This window comes from Lactobacillus sp. wkB8, assembly GCF_000761135.1.
Taxonomy (GTDB): domain Bacteria; phylum Bacillota; class Bacilli; order Lactobacillales; family Lactobacillaceae; genus Lactobacillus; species Lactobacillus helsingborgensis.
This window is the reverse complement of record NZ_CP009531.1, coordinates 142,135-159,599: the sequence shown is the minus strand read 5'-3', so window position 1 is coordinate 159,599 and position 17,465 is coordinate 142,135. Positions and strand designations below refer to the sequence as shown.

Here is a 17,465-nt window from a genome sequence, read left to right as displayed (position 1 = left end):
TCAAAATGTATATAGCGATTATAGATGATTGTAACTTGTGAAAGGGGACATTTTATGACCGTCTTGAAAAAGGTTTTTAGTGATAAAATCCTGCAGATTACTTTTGTAATAACGATTATCAGTCTTTTTTTTGCTAGACCGCGGCTTGAAGATATCAACCTTCATACAATATTTTCAGTTGCCGCGATGCTAATCATTATTCAAATATACGCCTACCTGCACGTGTTAGACGTGTTGGCGTATAAATTGACCAGTATTGCCGACAATATGCAGAAATTAAACATTTTGTTTACACTCTTAGCAATTATTGCTGGGATGTTTCTCGGCAATGACATAACAGCGCTTACATTAATTCCCTTGTATTTGAATATCGCCAAAAGATGTAATTTGCCTCAAATCTTGCCCGTTACCTTAATTGGGATGGGGGCAAATATTGGTGCTGCTTTTACACCGTGGGGTAATCCTCACAATATTTTTTTGGTCAGCAAATATTCTGTTAACGCCCTGCAGTTTTTCTCATGGTCATTGCCATATCTATTAATGGCACTGATCATCACGTTTATTATTTTTCACTTCATTCCTCGTAAAGAAATTCCGCGGCAAGACATTAAACAAATTAATATTAGTTTAAGACCGACAATCATTACAACTGCGGTTTTTGCCCTATTTTTCTTAGGGGTCTTTAAGGTAATTAACGTTGCCATTCCGATGATTGTGGCAATTATACTGGCTTTATTAATCAATCCCAGAATTTTACTTAAAGTAGACTTTGCTCTGCTATTAACTTTTACCTGCTTTTTTATTTTTATTAGTGATATTCAACAGATTCCGATGATTGTCAGTATCATTCACACAATGATCAATTCGGAAAGCTCGACCTACTTCACTTCGATTATCTCCAGTCAAATTATCAGCAATGTTCCTGCAACTATTTTAGTTGGTAAGTTTACCCCGTACGCGGAGGCATTATTCCTCGGCTCCAATATCGGCGGTTTTGGCTCTCCAATCGGTTCAATGGCTAACATGCTAGTATTAAAAACATTTACCCAAAACGCCACAGTTTCAAGAGGAGAATTCTTCAAGAAATGGTCCGTAATGCAGTTTATTGGTCTGCTGGTTCTAACCGTTGCCGGCTGGGGTCTTTTATTAATTTAATAATAAATAATATCAGTAAAGCTTTGCTAATGAGAAATAGCATAAGCTTCTTTTTTATATTCAAAAGCTTCATAATCAGTTATAATTGGTTGATATAAATTAAGGAGGAAAATTATGATCAGTTTAACTTGGATAATTGTAATAATTGCTATTTTATTAGTTATAGTTTACATTGCAGTATACAACGGTTTACAAAAAGCCAAGGTTTACACCGATGAGTCTTGGAGCCAGATCGACGTACAATTGAAGCGGCGTAATGATCTAATCCCTAACTTGGTCGAAACTACTAAAGGTTACGCTAAACACGAAAAAGAAACTTTAGAAAACGTTGTTCATTTGCGTAACCAGTTAACAAATATTCCTAGCGATGACCATGCTCAAACTCTGAAGGTTTCTAACCAAATTTCCGATGCCCTTAAGTCAATTTTTGCTTTATCAGAAAATTATCCTGATCTTAAAGCAAATCAAAACTTCTTGAAACTACAAGAAGAATTAACTAACACTGAAAACAAGATTGCTTATTCCAGACAACTGTACAATTCATCAGCTGCCTTATATGATCAAAAACTTTTAACTTTCCCATCCAACATAGTTGCTCATATTCACGGCTTTAAGAAGGTTGATTACTTACAAACTAACGAGTCGGAAAAAGAAGTACCTAAAGTTAAATTTTAAATACTAGGTTATTTTTATGTTATTTCAACAAATTGCCCGCAATAAGCGTAAGACCGTTGGTATTATGGGTCTGTTTGTTATTATTTTGGCACTTGTAGGGGCAGGTTTAGGCTATCTTTTTAGTGATCGGCCCGTCTTGGGGTTAGTTATTGCCGTCATTTTTAGTATCATTTATATGCTAATTGTCCTGCCTAACCCAGCCAACATGGTAATGAGTCTTAATCATGCCCAAGAAGTCCATGAGCAGGATAATCCAGAACTTTGGCATGTTGTAGAAGACATGGCACTTGTGGGACAGGTGCCGATGCCGCGTGTATTTATCATTGCCGATCATAGTCCCAATGCCTTTGCGACAGGACGTGATCCTAACCATTCTGCTGTAGCAGTGACACAAGGCTTGCTTGACATGATGAACCGCGAGGAACTTGAGGGCGTCTTAGGTCATGAAATTTCTCATATTAGAAATTATGACATTCTGGTTTCTACTATTGCTGCAGTCTTGGTTGGCGTCATTTCATATTTATCGGGAATTGCCAGCCGCTACATCTGGTGGATTGACGATGATAGAGATAGAGACGACAACAACGGCGGTTCTATTGTTGTTATTTTCAAAGTTATAGCTATTTTGTTTGTGTTAATTCTGGGTCCGATCTGTGCCAGCTTAGCGCAAATGGCATTATCGCGTAATCGGGAATACTTGGCTGACGCTTCGTCAGTTGAATTAACGCGCAATCCTCAAGGATTAATTTCGGCGCTAGAGAAAATTGACGGTTCTGCACCAATGAAAAAAGCCGATCCGAGCAGTGCGGGAATGTATATTGAAGATCCATTACGCAAAAGACGCAGTTTTACGCATTTATTTGACAGTCACCCGCCGACAGCGGATAGAATTAAACGCTTGGAAAAAATGTAATAAATAAAGCAGCCTTTTCTAGTAAGGCTGCTTTTATTTTAAGTTGATATTTGCTTGTCGAAATAGTTCTGCACGCATCTGCACGGGCGTTTCATGGTAATATTCACTAAATTTTTTATAAAAGAATGATTTGCCGCTATAACCTACACGAGTAATTATTTCCTTAACAGAGATATCCGGGCGTGCCAGCAAACTTCGCGCTTCCTGCATACGTCTTTCATCAACATGTTCCATAAAACTTTTGCCCGTTTTTTGTTTAACCAAACTTGAAAAATAATTGGGGTTAAAGCCAAAATACTTGGCTGCATCATTAAGGCTGACATCAGTGAAATGAGCATCAATATACTGCTCTAACTCGGTTTGAGCAAACTGATGATTAGTAATCAACCTAGTTTCAGCAGCTAAGTCTTGGCTTCTAATTGCTAAAAATAAGAGCAAATTAAGTTCTGCCATAATTATGTTGCGTGCAAAAAGATTTTGATTGAGATATTCATCAATTACTTTTTTAACTAGATGAGCGGATTTAGACATTGGCGTGCCGCTCATACTTAATAAGCGTTTCTGATTAAAAGCTGTAGTAATTTTTTTAAGTAGACCCTTTTCTTCACGATTCAGTTTAGAGTAATCACCTAGAAAATCTTGCATAGTTAAATTAGGGTCAAATTCAAGTTTAACTAAAATATCTTTATGGCTTGGTTTTAAAATCTCGTAGTTGCATTTCTTCTGTAAAAAAATAATATTACCAGCACCCAAAGTAAGTTCCTGAGCATTAATCCTGGTTTTGACTGCTCCTTTTGCCAAATAAAGAATGGTTAAGCCTGTAGTTTGATAACGATGTATCCCAGTATTACGATTTTCCAAAAAAGCACTGAATAAATTAAAATCTTCATTTCCAGGCTTTATTCTTATCTCATTTGTGTCCGACTTTTTTGAGTCCAAGACACTAGCCAAATATTGTTCTAACTTAACTGCCGCCATTACGTCACCTTCTTGTTTTATTTTTTATTTTCATAAATTTATTATATAGCAAATTGGCAGCTTGCTAATAGATTTTTGTTATTTCACAATTATTTCAGGCCGTTAAAAGCAAGACTAATCAGTCTAGACAATAAAAATTCTTTTAGGTATAATGAAAATAATATCGGGGTGCCGTATAGGCTGAGAATATACCCGTTGAACCTGCTATGGATAATGCCAGCGAAGGGAAAACGAAAGATTTTACGTCGTCAGGTATTCTCCTGACGATTTTTTTGGTAACTAAATTGATTAAATTAAATAACCTCACTTTTTCATACGATAAAGAAAATCAAATATTAACTGATATTAATTTAAAGATTCCTACGGGAGAATTTTCATTATTAGTTGGCCCTACCGGCTGCGGCAAGTCTACATTATTAAAAATTTTAGCAGACTTATATCCTAAATTTGCCGGTCACTTAAGCGGCACTGTGACTTTAGCCGGATTAAAATCCGCAATGATGTTTCAAAGTGCCGGTGAGCAGTTCACGATGGCAACGCCACGTGAGGAAATCATTTTTGCACTTGAAAACTTATGCCTAACCAAAGAGCAGTATGAGAAGCGTCTAAATGAAGCCGTTCAGTTTGCCCAAATTGATTATTTGCTTGATCAAAAAATTAATACCATGTCTGGCGGCGAACAGCAGCGGGTAGCTTTAGCCGTTTTAATTGCAATGAATGTTGACCTTTTTTTACTCGATGAGCCGTTTGCCAGTTGTGATCCTGCAGCCCGCAAGTTTTTGATTGCTAAACTAGCCCATTTGCGCGATCAGGGCAAAACAATCATTGTGAGTGACCACGTATTATCTGGTTATGAGGGCATTTGTGATAACCTGTTTCAATTTCAGGGTAAAAAAATAGTGCAGCTTGCACCAGATAAAAAAGAACAGCTGTTACAAAAAAGTATGACAGCTGCCTCTTATTCTTTTGCTCTGCCAGAACAAAACGAGCCAAATTGTTTTACGCTGCAAAATACCCGGATTTACCAAAATCGTTTGCTTCTCAAGCAAGAGAATTTAAACATTGTTGCTGGTAAAACTACCCTGATAACAGGAGCAAACGGTGTGGGCAAAACTTCGCTTTTTAACGCATTAACTAAAATGTTGCCGTATTCTGGCAGTATCACTTACCACAATCAGGAAATCAACAAATTAGCGACCCGCAAGTACCTGCTTAAAGTCGGGCAAATTTTTCAAAGTGCAAGTGATCAGTTCATCAACGTTTCAGTGGCAGATGAAATTAACCTGAGCAAAAAGCACCGGACTAATTCTTTCTTTACGGATGAGAAAATAAATGAAACACTATCCTATCTTGAACTTGATTCTTTGCTTGATCATGTTGTTTACTCATTATCCGGTGGTCAACAAAAGAAACTGCAAATTTTGTTAATGCTGATCTCTGATCAAGACGTATTGCTGATTGACGAGCCACTTAGCGGACTAGATGCGGTTTCTGCGGGTAAAGTAATGACATTATTGAGAAAAAGCCAAAAGGCCCGCAACCAAACGCTATTAATCATTAGTCACGAATTAACTAATTTGGCTGATTGGTGCGACTATCATCTTGTTTTTCAAGACCAGCATTTAAGCTATACAAATAAGTGAGGCTATCAACAATGAATCCTAGTTTCAAATTTTTTCTGGCACTAATTATTTCATTAGAAATATCCCTTAAGTCCAGTTTATGCACCAATTTGTTAATCATCGGTTTTGCATTAATTTATCTAATTTACAAACATATTAAATTAAAGAATTTGCTGCTAACGCTCTTAATGCCCCTAATTGCCGCATTTACGGTTTTTGCCACTTTATATTGGTTTGCACCGCAACCTAACCTGCAAAATGCACTGAGTTTATCCAGCCGTGTTTATGTCTATACGCTGACGATCTACTGTGTCTCAATTGGAACCACTGCCACAGACTTAGCTCGCTCTTTTGAACAAAACTTTCATTTACCGAGTAAGTTTGCTTATGGCGTTTTAGCTGCTCTCAATATTGTGCCGCGAATGAAAACAGCCATTAAACAAATTCGGACTGCTGGCATGATGCGTGGCGTTTACCTGAGCTTTTGGTCACCCGTTCTCTATTTTAAAGCGATCTTAGTTGCCCTTAATTCAGCCGAAAATCTGGCACAAGGAATGGCATCTCATGGCTATCAGGAGAATGCTAAACGCTCTGTCATTGTGCCCATTCCTATTAAAAAAAGTGACTGGTTAACAGCCATCATTATCCTGCTTTTAGTAAACTTGGCTTTATTCACATTAAAATAAAAAAGTGGACGTTCATGTCCACTTTTTCTTTGCTATAAATGCCCCTTAATAGCAACACTGCTTTTATATGCGATCAATTCGCTGTCACGGGTTACAAACCGGCTATTGGGGGGCAATTGGCACTCCAGCACTTTTAACTGCCTACTACTTGTGATACGGGCTCCCACTATTAATCATAAAGCTGCGATAAATTTGTTCAATTAGCACAACCCGCATTAACTGGTGGGGCATAGTCAATCTACCGAAACTCAATAAATCATCCGCCCGCTTATTAACGGCAGCACTGGTACCTAGGCTGCCACCAATTACAAAAGTAAGATCTGAATGACCGTAAGTGCCCAAATCTTTTATTTCTCCAGCAAGTTCTTCACTTCTTCTCTCTTTGCCTTTAATTGCCGTCACAAAAACATATTCTTTAGCTTTAATTTTACTAAGAATTCTCTGTCCTTCTATTTCTTTAACATTTTCCTGTTCTGCCGCACTAAATTTTTCAGGAGCTTTTTCATCTGGCACTTCTATTATCTGGACTTTGGCAAACCTGCTCAGTCTTTTTTGATACTCAGCAATCGCAGCCCTAAAATATTTTTCTTTTAACTTACCCACACAAACGATCTTAATATTCATAATTGCTATTTTATCCCCCAATTCCCAAAGTTTCCACTTGGTTTTTCCACAGCTGTGTATAAGCAAAATCTATATTTTGTGGTCTTTACCTTTAGTAAGCAAATAAATTGTGGTTAGCAAACTTTTTTACTTTACTTGAGAACATTTTACCCACAAACAGATTTTTCATAGTTATTTTTCACAAACTTTTAGGCCTCAAATACTGCTGTTAAGCCTTGAACAACTGTTTGTGCTAATTACTTTTCACTATTATTTACACACAATTCACAGCTTTTCCACAATTTATCCCAAGTTAATTTCCGCCTTTTATGCACAATCCACAAAGTTTTCCACAGTTGTCAACAAAGTTTGACTACCAGTTTTTTACTTGACAGACTTAAAATACGAACCTTATTTTGTTTCCCATTAACATTATTAACAAAAAGGCTATACTTATGTTTTAAATCGCATAGTATAGCCTTTTTTTAGCTTATTTTTAGAATATTAATTCATCTAATCCGATTGTAATTTTACTTGTAAATTAATTTCTTTGCCGTTTCTGTTAACGGTTAAAGTCACTCTATCTCCGACTTTGTGATTATACAAAATGCTGTGTAACGAAGCAACATCAGAGACAGCCTTGTTGTCAACTTTAATTATCACGTCACCCGCTTTAATTCCTGCTGTTGCAGCTGCGCTGTGCTTGGTAACCGAATCAACATAAATACCATTCTTGAGGTTAGACTTGATATTAAGGTGTTTTCTGTAGCTGGACGGAATGCCCTGCAAAGCTATGACCTTAACTCCCAGCTGTGGACGAACGATTTTACCCTTCTTAACTAGCTGGTTAACAATTGTGACTACCTCATTTGAAGGAATCGCAAAGCCCATACCCTCAACTGATGTACCATCACTTGATTGAGAAAGTTTCATTGAATTAATCCCAATAACTTGTCCGGCAGAATTGACTAATGCACCACCCGAATTACCCGGGTTAATAGCTGCATCAGTTTGAATAACAGTTTGCTGATTAGCAGATGAAGTTGTAATGGTACGTGCAGGAGCTGAAATAATCCCCTGAGTAACCGTAGAGGCATATTCGCTACCAAGAGGGGAACCAACCGCAATTACGGTTTGACCGGCTTGTAAGCTCTTAGAATCGCCAAATTCGGCTGTCTGGGTAACATAGCTGCTGTCTATTGAAAGAACTGCCAGGTCTGTTGTTGCATCCGTACCAATGATGCGGGCGTTGACAGTTTTACCATTAGAAAGCATCACTTGTATTTTATCGCTACCTGAAACCACGTGATTATTAGTGACGATATAGCCTTTATTGCCAGCTTTCTGGTAAATTACTCCAGAACCTTCACTATAAGTCTGCAGCTTTCCTTTACTCTTATTGTCATTGTCGTCATCACCGAAAATATCAAACAAAGAGTTATTGTTGTTTGACTGTCTTTTCATATTAATTACGGATACTACTGCACCCTTGACGTCATTATAAGCAGGTGTCATTGTGCCACTGGTTTTGGCACTATTTTTAGAAGTCTTCGCGCTGCTTGAACTAATACTGGTTTGCGCATTGTTGTTCATATTTGCATTATTTATTTGATCGAGGGCCACATACGAGGCGCCACCACCAATTAGTCCCGCTACTAAACCAATAATAACAGTCTTAACAATGCCATGCTGCTGATGACCAGAGTTTTGATTATACATCATTCAGTCTCCTTTACACATCTTTGTTTACTATACTAACAAATCTTGAAAAAAGATAAAAAGTTTTCTTAAATTTGTACTAAATTAGTTGGTTGAACCGGATCAGTCAGAACAATTTTAACATCACTGGGTAAGTTAGCATCGCCGTTAATCATGATCTTTTTAGCAGCATCATAAGCTAATTTAGCCGTATTATTATGCTGGCTTCTATGTGCTAAAAAAATATGCTCTGTCCTACTTGTTACTACATCTAGCAACGCTTGACCAGCGTCCTCATTTGACAAATGTCCAACATCCGACAGTATTCGCTGCTTTAAGCCCCATGAATACGGGCCGTTACGCAGCATCATATCATCATAATTAAATTCCATTAAATAAGCATCGGCATCGCTAATGACGCCTTTTACTTTACCTGAAACATAACCTGTATCTGTCAAAAAAGCCATGCGCTTGCCGCCACTAGTAAAAACATAATATTGCGGTTCGGCGGCATCATGACTTGTAGCAAAAGCCGTAACGTCTAAATCGCCAAACGTTTTAGTCTGTCCCGGTTCAATCACGTTGATTTGTTCAACTGGTATTTGCCCAATTTTTTGAGTTTCGGTTAAATATTCCCATGTGCCGCTGTTGGCAAATGCGGCAATTTGGGGATAGCGCCGCATTAAAACACCTAGTCCCTTGCTATGATCTGAATGATCATGGCTTAAAAAGACCATATCAATATCATTAATATCAACACCAACTTCTGCTAACAAAGACTTTATTTTTTTACCGGATAAACCAGCGTCCATTAAAATTTTATGCTGGTCGGTTTCAATTAAACTGGTATTGCCAGTCGAACCACTAGCTAAAACAGAAACCTGCACTGCGTTTTCCCTTTCTAATTTTTCTGTACATTAACATTATAAGAGCTACCTTGCAAAATTTGTGCTGTAAATGCATTAACTCTTTTAACGGTAATATTTTTAGTGGTTTTATTCTCAACTTGAATTAGCCAAGTTGGCAGCAAGATCGTACTGCCGCGAACATCGGTTAACTTGGAATATCCCAGACTAACTTGCATTACTCTGGAATTGTTAACAATTTCTCTATCAGTATACATTGCCTTAACAGCGTGCCAAGCACTAATAATCAATTGTGGCTCACGCACTGCTTTTATTGGTCCCATATATGAAATAGTGTAATTAACAATCTGACTATTGCGTACATTAATTGTTAATTGGGCGTCATTGTCATAGATACGCCCATAATCAGTATTTTGCACATAACAATATGTATTATCTCCCGACATGCTGGGCTCAAACTTAAATTCTTTACCATAAGGAACGTTGGCAGGTTCATTCTTAAATTCTTCCAACTGCTGCAAGATTTTTTTACGGTTGCCATTAAGCAAAATCATAGACTTGGGCGTTCCGGTTAACGAATTATCGCTTTTGGAATAATGCGTTGTTACTTGGGTTAAACTACTGCTTTTGCGAGAAAGATAATCGCGGTTTTTAACAGCTAAATAGTAACCAGACTGTTGTTTGCGCGAGATGTGTAAAGGAACATCAATGCCATCAGCACGCATTTCAGCTCGAATACTGGTTGCCGTTGTTCCTGGGGTACTGCTTAAATTAATAGGTGAGCGCCATATCTCAATGCCTAAATAAATATCAATTAAAAGAAAGATAATGAAAAATAACCATTCTATTCTTTTTCGGTCCATCTTATTTCCCTTCTTTCGACAACGTTTCATTATATTTATTTAAGCTGGAAAAATCTTCTTTTTCCCAAGCAGCTAAACTTTTCCACTGGTCATAAGCTTTTATGTAATAGCCGGGAATGAGGTTAACCAGATGATCATGAGAATTATCCTTTTCCACCCGAAACGCGACAATAATGCGCTGGATCTCTGTTTCTTTCATACCAGCATTCAAGAGTTTCTGCATCACTGCTGCACTAGTAGGCAAAGTCTTGGTCTGCCCGTCAAAAGGTATGGGGATTTGCAAATCGGTATTGTTAAAGTCAACTTTAACTGCGTCGCCGGTAAAGGTAGTAGTGACTTGGGGACTGCTTTCATCCCAGAAAACAGGTATTCCTTCGATATAGTTCACATAACTCATGGAGTCATTAATCGTATCAAAATACCGCAGATCCTGCTCACTTAAACCCAGTTTATGAACAAAATCAACACTTTCTAACAAACGTTCATTAAGTGACAAATCCTTCTGCTTTTCAAAGCGGGTATAATGAAAATCATGCCTATCACTCTTAGCTTTAGGAACGCGTAAATTTGTATAGTAGTTGAGAGAATACGTGGTCCAGCCTTTTTTATTAGAGCGGGTAGTCACACTAGTAGTACCTAACAGTCGGGAAACAAAATAAGAATCAGTTTGCGTATTTGTCAGGTAGCTGTAGATACGCCAATGGTCTTGCTTAGTAAAAAAGACTTCATAACAATTTTTAAGCCGGACAAATTCAACCGGAATTTTGCCTCGAGCCCTGCCGGCATAGTCACGTAATTTGGTAAAGTCGGCTTTAATCAAGTTAACGCGGTAGATGGTATTGGTCTTATCGTTGCCTAAATAAAGGTAATCATTGCTGCTGGTGACAAAAATGCGTCTAAATCTTTCATCGTTTTCTCTAACTTTCTTCTTAGTGAACAGATTGACGCTGACCTCTTTAGGAAAACTGAGCTGAACACAGTCTTCATCATGCAGCATTTCTTCATATTCCTTTTTGCCCGTACTGCTTTTTCTAATACTGCGAAACTTAACGCCCTTCATTTCTTTAATAAATTCTAGCGGCAGATTTTTCTTAGAATCATATAGACGGTAGAGTTGACCATCTCTAAAGCCATAAGAGTTGGTAGGAATATAAAGATTAGAAGCAATGCGTCCCCGCCGGTTTTTGGCTTGCTCAGTCACTCTGTTTGGTTGGCTAATGTGGTTAAAATACTGATCATTAGTCATGATGAAAATCCAGAGAACGATTGAGAGAATAAAAACAGCTAACGTTCCTATTAAAAGCAAAGCGTCACCCAGTTTAAATTTAGACTTCATCCCAATCATCCCCTTCACTCATTGGCTCATACGGCAGTGAAATATAGAAAGTTGATCCCTTGCCCTCACTACTGTTAGCCCAAATATGACCATGATGTTCTTCCACAATTTCTTTGGCAATTGCAAGACCCAATCCGGTACCGCCTTGAGCCCGAGAACGGGCCTTATCAACGCGGTAAAAGCGGTCAAAAATTTTATTAAGGTCTTCACGCGGAATACCTAACCCCTGATCAGCTATGCTAAGCACAATTCGGTTTTGTTCAGAATGTAATTTAACCGTAATTTTACCCCCATCAGGTGAGTATTTAATCGCATTATTCATTATGTTATCAATTACCTGGGCAAACTTGTCCGTGTCGATTTCTACCCATAATGCCTGTTTGCCAATGTGCCGCTCAATCGTATATTTTTTATTTTCTGCCTTATCGGTTTTTACAATCATATCAAAGCGATCCAAGATATGAGCGACAAAATCATTAAAGTTAACCCATTCCAAATCAACTTTTGAAACTCCTCTATCCATTCGTGACAGACTAAGCAGTTCACTAATCATTCTAATCATGCGCTCTGTTTCTTCTTGCGTCACCTGCAAAAACTTAGGGGCAATCTTAGGATCTTTCCAAGCACCTTCATTTAAAGTTTCAATATACGCATGCAAACTTGTCAGTGGGGTACGCAATTCATGGGAAACATTAGAAACGAATTGCTTTTGTGAGTTTTCATTTTTTTGCTGCTCAGTAATATCATGCAATACGCAAACGCTACCGGACACAAAGCCGGTAACCCGCTTAATCAGAGAAAAGCTGGCATGTAAAATCACTTCATCGCGCGTGCCCTTATTGATAGTAATAACTATCCCTTTTTGACTGCCAATTAAGTCTTGCGACGATTCTTCTAACCCTAATACACTAGCGATTGGCTTGTTAATAATTTCATCGTCGGTAGTGTTTAAGAAGTTAAGCGCCATTTGATTAACAACATTAACGTTGCCGTGCCTGTCAGTAGCCAGGACGCCGTCACTCATATGCGATAAAACGCTGTCCAACCTGCGTTGTTCACTTTCAGATTCTTCTTGAGAACGTTCAATTCTAACTGATAGGGTATTAAAGGCTTGTCCTAGTTGGCCCAACTCATCGTTTGAATAAATTTTTACCTGACTTGAATAATCGCCATCGGCGATATTAAGTGCCTGACTTTGCATTTCTTCAATCGGCTTAGTAATAGCATGGGAAACAACTAAGGACAAAATCGCTCCCATTACCGCCGCAATCAACGAAGTAACCAAAAACATCAACGAAATGTTACGCAAATCGTTAAAAACCCCTTGCATTGACGCGCGCACATAGATGGCACCAACGGTATTAGCAGAACCGTTGCCGGCACTTAGAGGTGTGACTTGAATCATATAGTCCCCGCGGTCATTAACAACTTTAGTTGCCTGTCTGCCAGTTGAAGTGACCTGTTTAACCATAGTATTGTTAACGCGCTGACCAATGCGGTTTTTATCATTTAAATTTGAAACTGCACGAATAATATCCTTATTATCTACAACGATGATTTCGCTAATCGTGCCCACGCCGTTGCTGTAATCATTTACTATTCTGTTTAAATTGCTATCAGTATGTTTATTATCTTTTAGCAATTGATTTGAAAGCTGGTTCGACACAATGGGCAAAACCTGAATTGAAGATTGAAAGTTTTCAATACTATTTTGTTCCAATTGGCGCGTAAAATAAGCGCCGATTACTTCAATTGTAGCAATAATCGTCGCCATAAATACAATGGCTAAAGTAGTGTTAATAGAAATGGTTAAGTGTTTAAACTTGTTTTTGATTTTTTTCATAGTTTCGCAAAATTAAATAAAAAGAAAGCCACGCATTATTAAACATTGCGGGCTTTCTTTATTAGTCTTCATTAGGCTGTTTTACATAATAGCCAACACCGCGACGAGTCACTAAAATCTGCGGTTGAATTGGGTTATCTTCAATTTTTTCACGTAAACGGTGAACTGTAACATCAACTGTCCTAACATCACCGAAGTAGTCATAACCCCAAACCGTCTGTAAAAGGTGTTCTCTAGTCATCACCTGATCCATGTGCTGGGCTAAATAATAAAGTAATTCGAACTCACGGTGAGTAAGTTCAATCTTTTTACCTTCTTTTTCAACAATATAAGCATCTGGCATAATTACCAGATTGCCAATGGTAATATTCTTGGATGAAGCGTCCTCGTTAGCACTCTCATCTTTTTTAACAATATTGCGCCGACGCAAATTAGCCTTTACCCGTGCCACTAATTCACGGTTAGAAAAAGGCTTGGTCACATAATCATCTGCGCCCATTTCCAAACCTAAAACTTTATCAATTTCAGTATCTTTAGCCGTAACCATAATTATGGGCATATCGTGTGTTTGTCTTACTTCACGTGCTACATCCAAGCCATCTTTTTTAGGCAGCATCAGGTCTAAAATCATTAAGTCAGGATTGTATTCGTCAACCTTCTTGATGGCTTCTTCACCATCATAAGCAGTGTCGACGTCAAAACCCTCTTTGGTCAAATTAAATTTAATAATATCAGAAATCGGTTTTTCATCATCAACAACGAGAATTTTCTTTGACATCGAAAAGCCCCCTTTTGTTATCATTATACTGGTTTTTAGTTTATTAGCCAAAAAAGTCATCAAAATTTAATAAAAAAACTTGCAATTCCTTTAAAATAATAGCATAATAGTTTTCGTTGGTTATTTAATACAACGCTTATGGGTGGCTAGCTCAGCTGGCAGAGCAACGGACTCTTAATCCGTGGGTCCAGGGTTCGAACCCCTGGCCACCCATTAATTATTAAAGGAAGCAATCACTTGGTTGCTTCCTTTTGTTTGTCAAAAAGATGCTGGCTACAGAAATGACGTATTCTGTTTTAGACTAATTATTACGGCTGAACAATGATAACATACATCTATCACACGTCAATCTTTAAGCTTTTATGGATTTTATTAAGCATAAAAGGCCGTAACACTTTTTAAAATAAGTTTTTTACATAAAAGGCTTGTCAAAAAATAAATTAATTGTTATCATAATTAACGGTCAACAGAAATAATGACGGGTGGCTAGCTCAGTTGGCAGAGCAACGGACTCTTAATCCGTGGGTCCAGGGTTCGAGCCCCTGGCCACCCACCATAATAAAAATAGCACTGCAAGTAGTCGGTGCTTTTTTTATTACCTTTTTGACAAATAAAAAAGAGACGACTAATTAGTCGTCTTTTTTGTTTGTCCCAATTTGAATATCTGACAAAATTTGCTTTGTCAATTCGCTTATCGTGCCATTTGTTAATTTACGCTCATTGATTCCCAATGTATCATCTTCAAGCCACCATTTTTGTAAAACTTCTGTGGGGAACGGATTTTGCTTTTGACTATTATTAATCAAGGTTTGCGCAAAAGGAACGTCCAAGTAATAAACATAGGCACCAGACCCAAATCTATGTATCAATTTAGTTAAAGTTGGTTCATAAATACTTTTAGGTAATATTCCCTCCAAAATGGTGATCGGGTAATATTCTCCTCCTAAAATAGTCATTAGTTCTATTAGACTAGCTGTTGGTCCCGAAATATTTTCCTTAGCATGTAAAATATCTAGTCGTAATATATCTTCGTGTAAAAGCAGACACTGCTGATAGCCAAAATATTCTTGCAAGCTGGTAGCTAAAGTACTCTTGCCACTACCTGAATTGCCTCTAATTAAGATAAAAATTGGTTGCATTAATTTTCTCCTAGTAGTAAAAGTGACTGCGGACATTTTTAATTATTCTTAGGTTGCGCTCTTTTTATACTATTAATTTTCATAATAAACTTCCATAATAAAATGAAATGCTTAAGACATTATTAAGGCTATTAGTTGCTTATCCCCTAATTGCTCTTTATTATAATTAGTTGACGGTAAAAATTCGTAAAATAGGCAAAAAAATGAAGAAAAAACGACTATTAATTATTAGTATTTTCTGTATAGCGCTGATAGTAATTGTTGGAATTGGGCTGCGCAAGCAAGCTATTTCTCAACCAGATAACCCGCAAACTAAATACGACTTGCAAAAAGCAAGGCGTGCTGAAGCTACGCCCACGATTTACTTACATGGCTATGGTGCAGGAGCACATTCGACTGCAAGCATGATTGCCTATGCAGAAAAACATAATGGTGCTCATAAAGTTTTAACAGCCAGAATTTCTGCTGCCGGCAAAGTTAATTTGCAAGGATATTGGCGTCCGCAAACTAAGCGACCACTTATTCAGGTAATTTTAACGGACAACAAAAATAGTGATTACCTTGTGACTAGAGAATGGTTTCATAACCTCATCTTGTCTTTGCAGCACAAATATCATATTAAGCACTATAATACGGTTGCTCATTCAATGGGCAATTTAATGACACTTTCTTATCAACTGAAATATGGTCAAAAACAAGGTTTGCCCCAATTAAAAAAGCAGGTTAATCTGGGTGCGCCGTTTAATGGTATTATTGGCATAGACGATCAACCTAATCATAATTACCTTTTACATAACAGCAGGCCAAAATACATGACTCGGTCTTACCGCGCTCTTTTAAAAGAACGTCATAATTTTCCCAGCAAAGCTGCTGTGTTGAATATCTATGGCAATAAAGAAGATGGCACTAATTCTGATGATGATGTCAGCTGTGTCTCTGCTCAGTCCTTACGCTATTTATTAAGGGGAAAAGTTAATTACCGCGAAATTGAAATTAAGGGTGCAAAGGGCCAACATAGTCAACTGCATGAAAATCCAAAAGTGGACCGCTATATTGGCCAGTTTTTATGGTCAATTTAGTCTTTAAACTATAATCATTTTTAATATTTTTTTCATAAATTATAGCGTATAATAAAAGAAAAGCGATAATTATTTTAGTAATAGGACAATAAAAATGACACCAGTAATTGAAAATTTTATTGCAAAATTAGCTTCAAACTTGTCAACACTATCTGACTCTGAGCAGCGTTATGCCCTTGACTTTTACCGGACTTTTCTGCTGGACGGTGATTTTCAAACAAAAGAAGAAATCATTAAAGAGCTGGGAACGCCCAATAGCTTGGCTAACGAAATTAAACAAGATTACGTTAAGTTCTTAACTGCTGTTATGTCTTCTGCAAACAATCCCCACGCCAGTGACAATTATTTTAACGGGTTACGGGTTAAAAAATATCCTCGCAGAGAACGTGTACTTTCATTTGCAGGTTTTGATCAAGTCCAGCTGGCAGTGCATAGCACAGACATCATTATCCATTTAGGGAATAAATTTCAGGTATTGGTAGCAGATTATAGCAGCAGACCAATAGAAGTCAGTTTAATGAAGCAAACACTTTTGATTAAGGAAGGTATTGCTAAAGAAAAAAATCATGTGGTAATGTTTAACAGGCTCACAAGTGCCAGTCGGGTAGAAATCACAGTTCCACAAAAAGACTCATTAGCTAAAATTAGTGGTCACAGCCGTAATGGTGACATAATGGTGCAAAACCTGCAGCTCGATAATATTACATTTAATCTGCGTACAGGGGACCTATATTTAAATAACGTTCATGTTACTGGTGAAGTGATTTTTTCTGGAAAAAACTCCGACAACTTTATTACACAGTCAGAAATTGCCCAACTATCAAGCAGAATCCATGATGGCGACAGCAGTTTTAAACGCAGCATTATCAAACAGGCAATTGTGCAAACACGTGATGGGGATTTAGAGATTAAACAGTGTCATATAAACTCCAACCTTGAAGCAGCCGATGGTGATATTAATATAACCCAGACTCAACTCGAGCACCAAAATAATATTAGGATGGCAGACGGCGATTTGAATTTACACCAAATCACTCATGATACAGGTGTACAATTAGACGTTAAAGACGGGGACATTATCTATCATAATTCCAGTATTGGCAACAAGTTTACCAGCCAAACCAAGCAAGGTGATTTACTAAAAGCATCTGTCAGAGATGGAGATATAGTCATCAAATAAAGCAGTTCAAATTTTAAAACAATACAGCAAGAAGAAGCTCTTATGAGCTTC

General features: G+C 37.6%; 16 protein-coding genes, 2 tRNA genes and 1 riboswitch. Of the genes, 9 read left to right on the top strand and 9 right to left on the bottom strand.

The window, feature by feature from the left end:
* The first annotated feature begins 54 nt into the window (after nt 1-54).
* The 3 genes from LACWKB8_RS00740 (at nt 55) to htpX (ending at nt 2,743) form a co-directional block, all read left to right on the top strand.
* Nucleotides 55-1,155 (top strand): SLC13 family permease, encoded by a 1,101-nt coding sequence (locus LACWKB8_RS00740; protein WP_038520791.1) that lies wholly within the window; start codon nt 55-57, stop codon nt 1,153-1,155.
* 114 nt (nt 1,156-1,269) lie between these two features.
* A complete protein-coding gene (locus LACWKB8_RS00735) occupies nt 1,270-1,830 on the top strand; it encodes a LemA family protein (RefSeq protein WP_038520788.1) in 561 nt (186 codons plus the stop codon).
* 16 nt (nt 1,831-1,846) lie between these two features.
* Nucleotides 1,847-2,743 carry a zinc metalloprotease HtpX gene (gene htpX, locus LACWKB8_RS00730; protein WP_038520786.1) on the top strand — a complete coding sequence of 299 codons (897 nt, stop codon included), beginning with the start codon at nt 1,847-1,849 and terminating at the stop codon, nt 2,741-2,743.
* A 33-nt stretch (nt 2,744-2,776) separates the two neighbouring features.
* Here the strand turns inward: htpX and LACWKB8_RS00725 are convergent, their stop codons facing one another.
* A complete protein-coding gene (locus LACWKB8_RS00725; protein WP_038520783.1) occupies nt 2,777-3,721 on the bottom strand; it encodes an AraC family transcriptional regulator in 945 nt (314 codons plus the stop codon).
* Nucleotides 3,722-3,875: 154 nt separating this feature from the next.
* A riboswitch (TPP riboswitch) is annotated at nt 3,876-3,966 on the top strand.
* Between LACWKB8_RS00725 and LACWKB8_RS00720 the strand changes: the two genes are divergently transcribed.
* Nucleotides 3,928-5,364, top strand: coding sequence for an ATP-binding cassette domain-containing protein (locus tag LACWKB8_RS00720; protein ID WP_166484933.1), 1,437 nt, complete (start codon nt 3,928-3,930; stop codon nt 5,362-5,364). It overlaps the preceding riboswitch by 39 nt.
* Before the next feature lie 11 nt (nt 5,365-5,375).
* Complete coding sequence (locus LACWKB8_RS00715; RefSeq protein ID WP_038520780.1) at nt 5,376-6,029, top strand: energy-coupling factor transporter transmembrane protein EcfT; 654 nt, start codon at nt 5,376-5,378, stop codon at nt 6,027-6,029.
* Between the two features lie 144 nt (nt 6,030-6,173).
* Here the strand turns inward: LACWKB8_RS00715 and rlmH are convergent, their stop codons facing one another.
* The 7 genes from rlmH to yycF all read right to left on the bottom strand — a co-directional run bounded on the left by rlmH (nt 6,174) and on the right by yycF (nt 14,016).
* On the bottom strand, nt 6,174-6,653 hold the full coding sequence (rlmH, locus tag LACWKB8_RS00710) for a 23S rRNA (pseudouridine(1915)-N(3))-methyltransferase RlmH (protein ID WP_038520777.1): 480 nt from the start codon (nt 6,651-6,653) through the stop codon (nt 6,174-6,176).
* Nucleotides 6,654-7,145: 492 nt separating this feature from the next.
* Nucleotides 7,146-8,354, bottom strand: a complete 1,209-nt coding sequence (locus LACWKB8_RS00705) for a S1C family serine protease (RefSeq protein ID WP_038520775.1) — start codon at nt 8,352-8,354, stop codon at nt 7,146-7,148.
* 65 nt (nt 8,355-8,419) lie between these two features.
* Complete coding sequence (locus tag LACWKB8_RS00700) at nt 8,420-9,217, bottom strand: MBL fold metallo-hydrolase (protein ID WP_038520772.1); 798 nt, start codon at nt 9,215-9,217, stop codon at nt 8,420-8,422.
* Between the two features lie 14 nt (nt 9,218-9,231).
* Entirely contained in the window at nt 9,232-10,059 is an 828-nt protein-coding gene (locus tag LACWKB8_RS00695; protein WP_038520769.1) for a two-component system regulatory protein YycI, read from the bottom strand.
* A gap of 1 nt (nt 10,060) precedes the next feature.
* On the bottom strand, nt 10,061-11,404 hold the full coding sequence (locus LACWKB8_RS00690) for a two-component system activity regulator YycH (protein ID WP_207204687.1): 1,344 nt from the start codon (nt 11,402-11,404) through the stop codon (nt 10,061-10,063).
* The gene (gene walK, locus LACWKB8_RS00685; RefSeq protein ID WP_038520763.1) at nt 11,385-13,238 is read right to left on the bottom strand and encodes a cell wall metabolism sensor histidine kinase WalK; all 1,854 of its coding nucleotides are present in this window, start codon (nt 13,236-13,238) and stop codon (nt 11,385-11,387) included. The genes LACWKB8_RS00690 and walK overlap by 20 nt, the downstream gene beginning before the upstream one ends.
* Nucleotides 13,239-13,299: 61 nt before the next feature.
* Nucleotides 13,300-14,016, bottom strand: coding sequence for a response regulator YycF (gene yycF, locus LACWKB8_RS00680; protein WP_038520760.1), 717 nt, complete (start codon nt 14,014-14,016; stop codon nt 13,300-13,302).
* A 140-nt stretch (nt 14,017-14,156) separates the two neighbouring features.
* Between yycF and LACWKB8_RS00675 the strand changes: the two genes are divergently transcribed.
* Together LACWKB8_RS00675 and LACWKB8_RS00670 are read left to right on the top strand one after the other, a co-directional pair.
* Nucleotides 14,157-14,229 (top strand) — tRNA-Lys (locus LACWKB8_RS00675).
* Nucleotides 14,230-14,496: 267 nt separating this feature from the next.
* Nucleotides 14,497-14,572, top strand: a tRNA-Lys gene (locus LACWKB8_RS00670).
* A 73-nt stretch (nt 14,573-14,645) separates the two neighbouring features.
* Here LACWKB8_RS00670 and LACWKB8_RS00665 read toward each other — a convergent pair.
* Nucleotides 14,646-15,155 (bottom strand): zeta toxin family protein, encoded by a 510-nt coding sequence (locus LACWKB8_RS00665; protein ID WP_038520757.1) that lies wholly within the window; start codon nt 15,153-15,155, stop codon nt 14,646-14,648.
* A gap of 203 nt (nt 15,156-15,358) precedes the next feature.
* Between LACWKB8_RS00665 and LACWKB8_RS00660 the strand changes: the two genes are divergently transcribed.
* Nucleotides 15,359-16,234 carry an alpha/beta hydrolase gene (locus LACWKB8_RS00660; RefSeq protein WP_038520754.1) on the top strand — a complete coding sequence of 292 codons (876 nt, stop codon included), beginning with the start codon at nt 15,359-15,361 and terminating at the stop codon, nt 16,232-16,234.
* Nucleotides 16,235-16,328: 94 nt separating this feature from the next.
* Nucleotides 16,329-17,414, top strand: a complete 1,086-nt coding sequence (locus LACWKB8_RS00655; protein WP_038520752.1) for a DUF4097 family beta strand repeat-containing protein — start codon at nt 16,329-16,331, stop codon at nt 17,412-17,414.
* The last annotated feature ends 51 nt before the right edge of the window (nt 17,415-17,465 follow it).

Coding starts and splice junctions, on each gene's coding strand:
- LACWKB8_RS00740 (WP_038520791.1), top strand. CDS start 55: ATGACCGTCTTGAAAAAGGTTTTTAGTGATAAAATCCTGCAGATTACT.
- LACWKB8_RS00735 (WP_038520788.1), top strand. CDS start 1,270: ATGATCAGTTTAACTTGGATAATTGTAATAATTGCTATTTTATTAGTT.
- htpX (WP_038520786.1), top strand. CDS start 1,847: ATGTTATTTCAACAAATTGCCCGCAATAAGCGTAAGACCGTTGGTATT.
- LACWKB8_RS00725 (WP_038520783.1), bottom strand. CDS start 3,721: ATGGCGGCAGTTAAGTTAGAACAATATTTGGCTAGTGTCTTGGACTCA.
- LACWKB8_RS00720 (WP_166484933.1), top strand. CDS start 3,928: ATGGATAATGCCAGCGAAGGGAAAACGAAAGATTTTACGTCGTCAGGT.
- LACWKB8_RS00715 (WP_038520780.1), top strand. CDS start 5,376: ATGAATCCTAGTTTCAAATTTTTTCTGGCACTAATTATTTCATTAGAA.
- rlmH (WP_038520777.1), bottom strand. CDS start 6,653: ATGAATATTAAGATCGTTTGTGTGGGTAAGTTAAAAGAAAAATATTTT.
- LACWKB8_RS00705 (WP_038520775.1), bottom strand. CDS start 8,354: ATGATGTATAATCAAAACTCTGGTCATCAGCAGCATGGCATTGTTAAG.
- LACWKB8_RS00695 (WP_038520769.1), bottom strand. CDS start 10,059: ATGGACCGAAAAAGAATAGAATGGTTATTTTTCATTATCTTTCTTTTA.
- LACWKB8_RS00690 (WP_207204687.1), bottom strand. CDS start 11,404: ATGATTGGGATGAAGTCTAAATTTAAACTGGGTGACGCTTTGCTTTTA.
- walK (WP_038520763.1), bottom strand. CDS start 13,238: ATGAAAAAAATCAAAAACAAGTTTAAACACTTAACCATTTCTATTAAC.
- yycF (WP_038520760.1), bottom strand. CDS start 14,016: ATGTCAAAGAAAATTCTCGTTGTTGATGATGAAAAACCGATTTCTGAT.
- LACWKB8_RS00665 (WP_038520757.1), bottom strand. CDS start 15,155: ATGCAACCAATTTTTATCTTAATTAGAGGCAATTCAGGTAGTGGCAAG.
- LACWKB8_RS00660 (WP_038520754.1), top strand. CDS start 15,359: ATGAAGAAAAAACGACTATTAATTATTAGTATTTTCTGTATAGCGCTG.
- LACWKB8_RS00655 (WP_038520752.1), top strand. CDS start 16,329: ATGACACCAGTAATTGAAAATTTTATTGCAAAATTAGCTTCAAACTTG.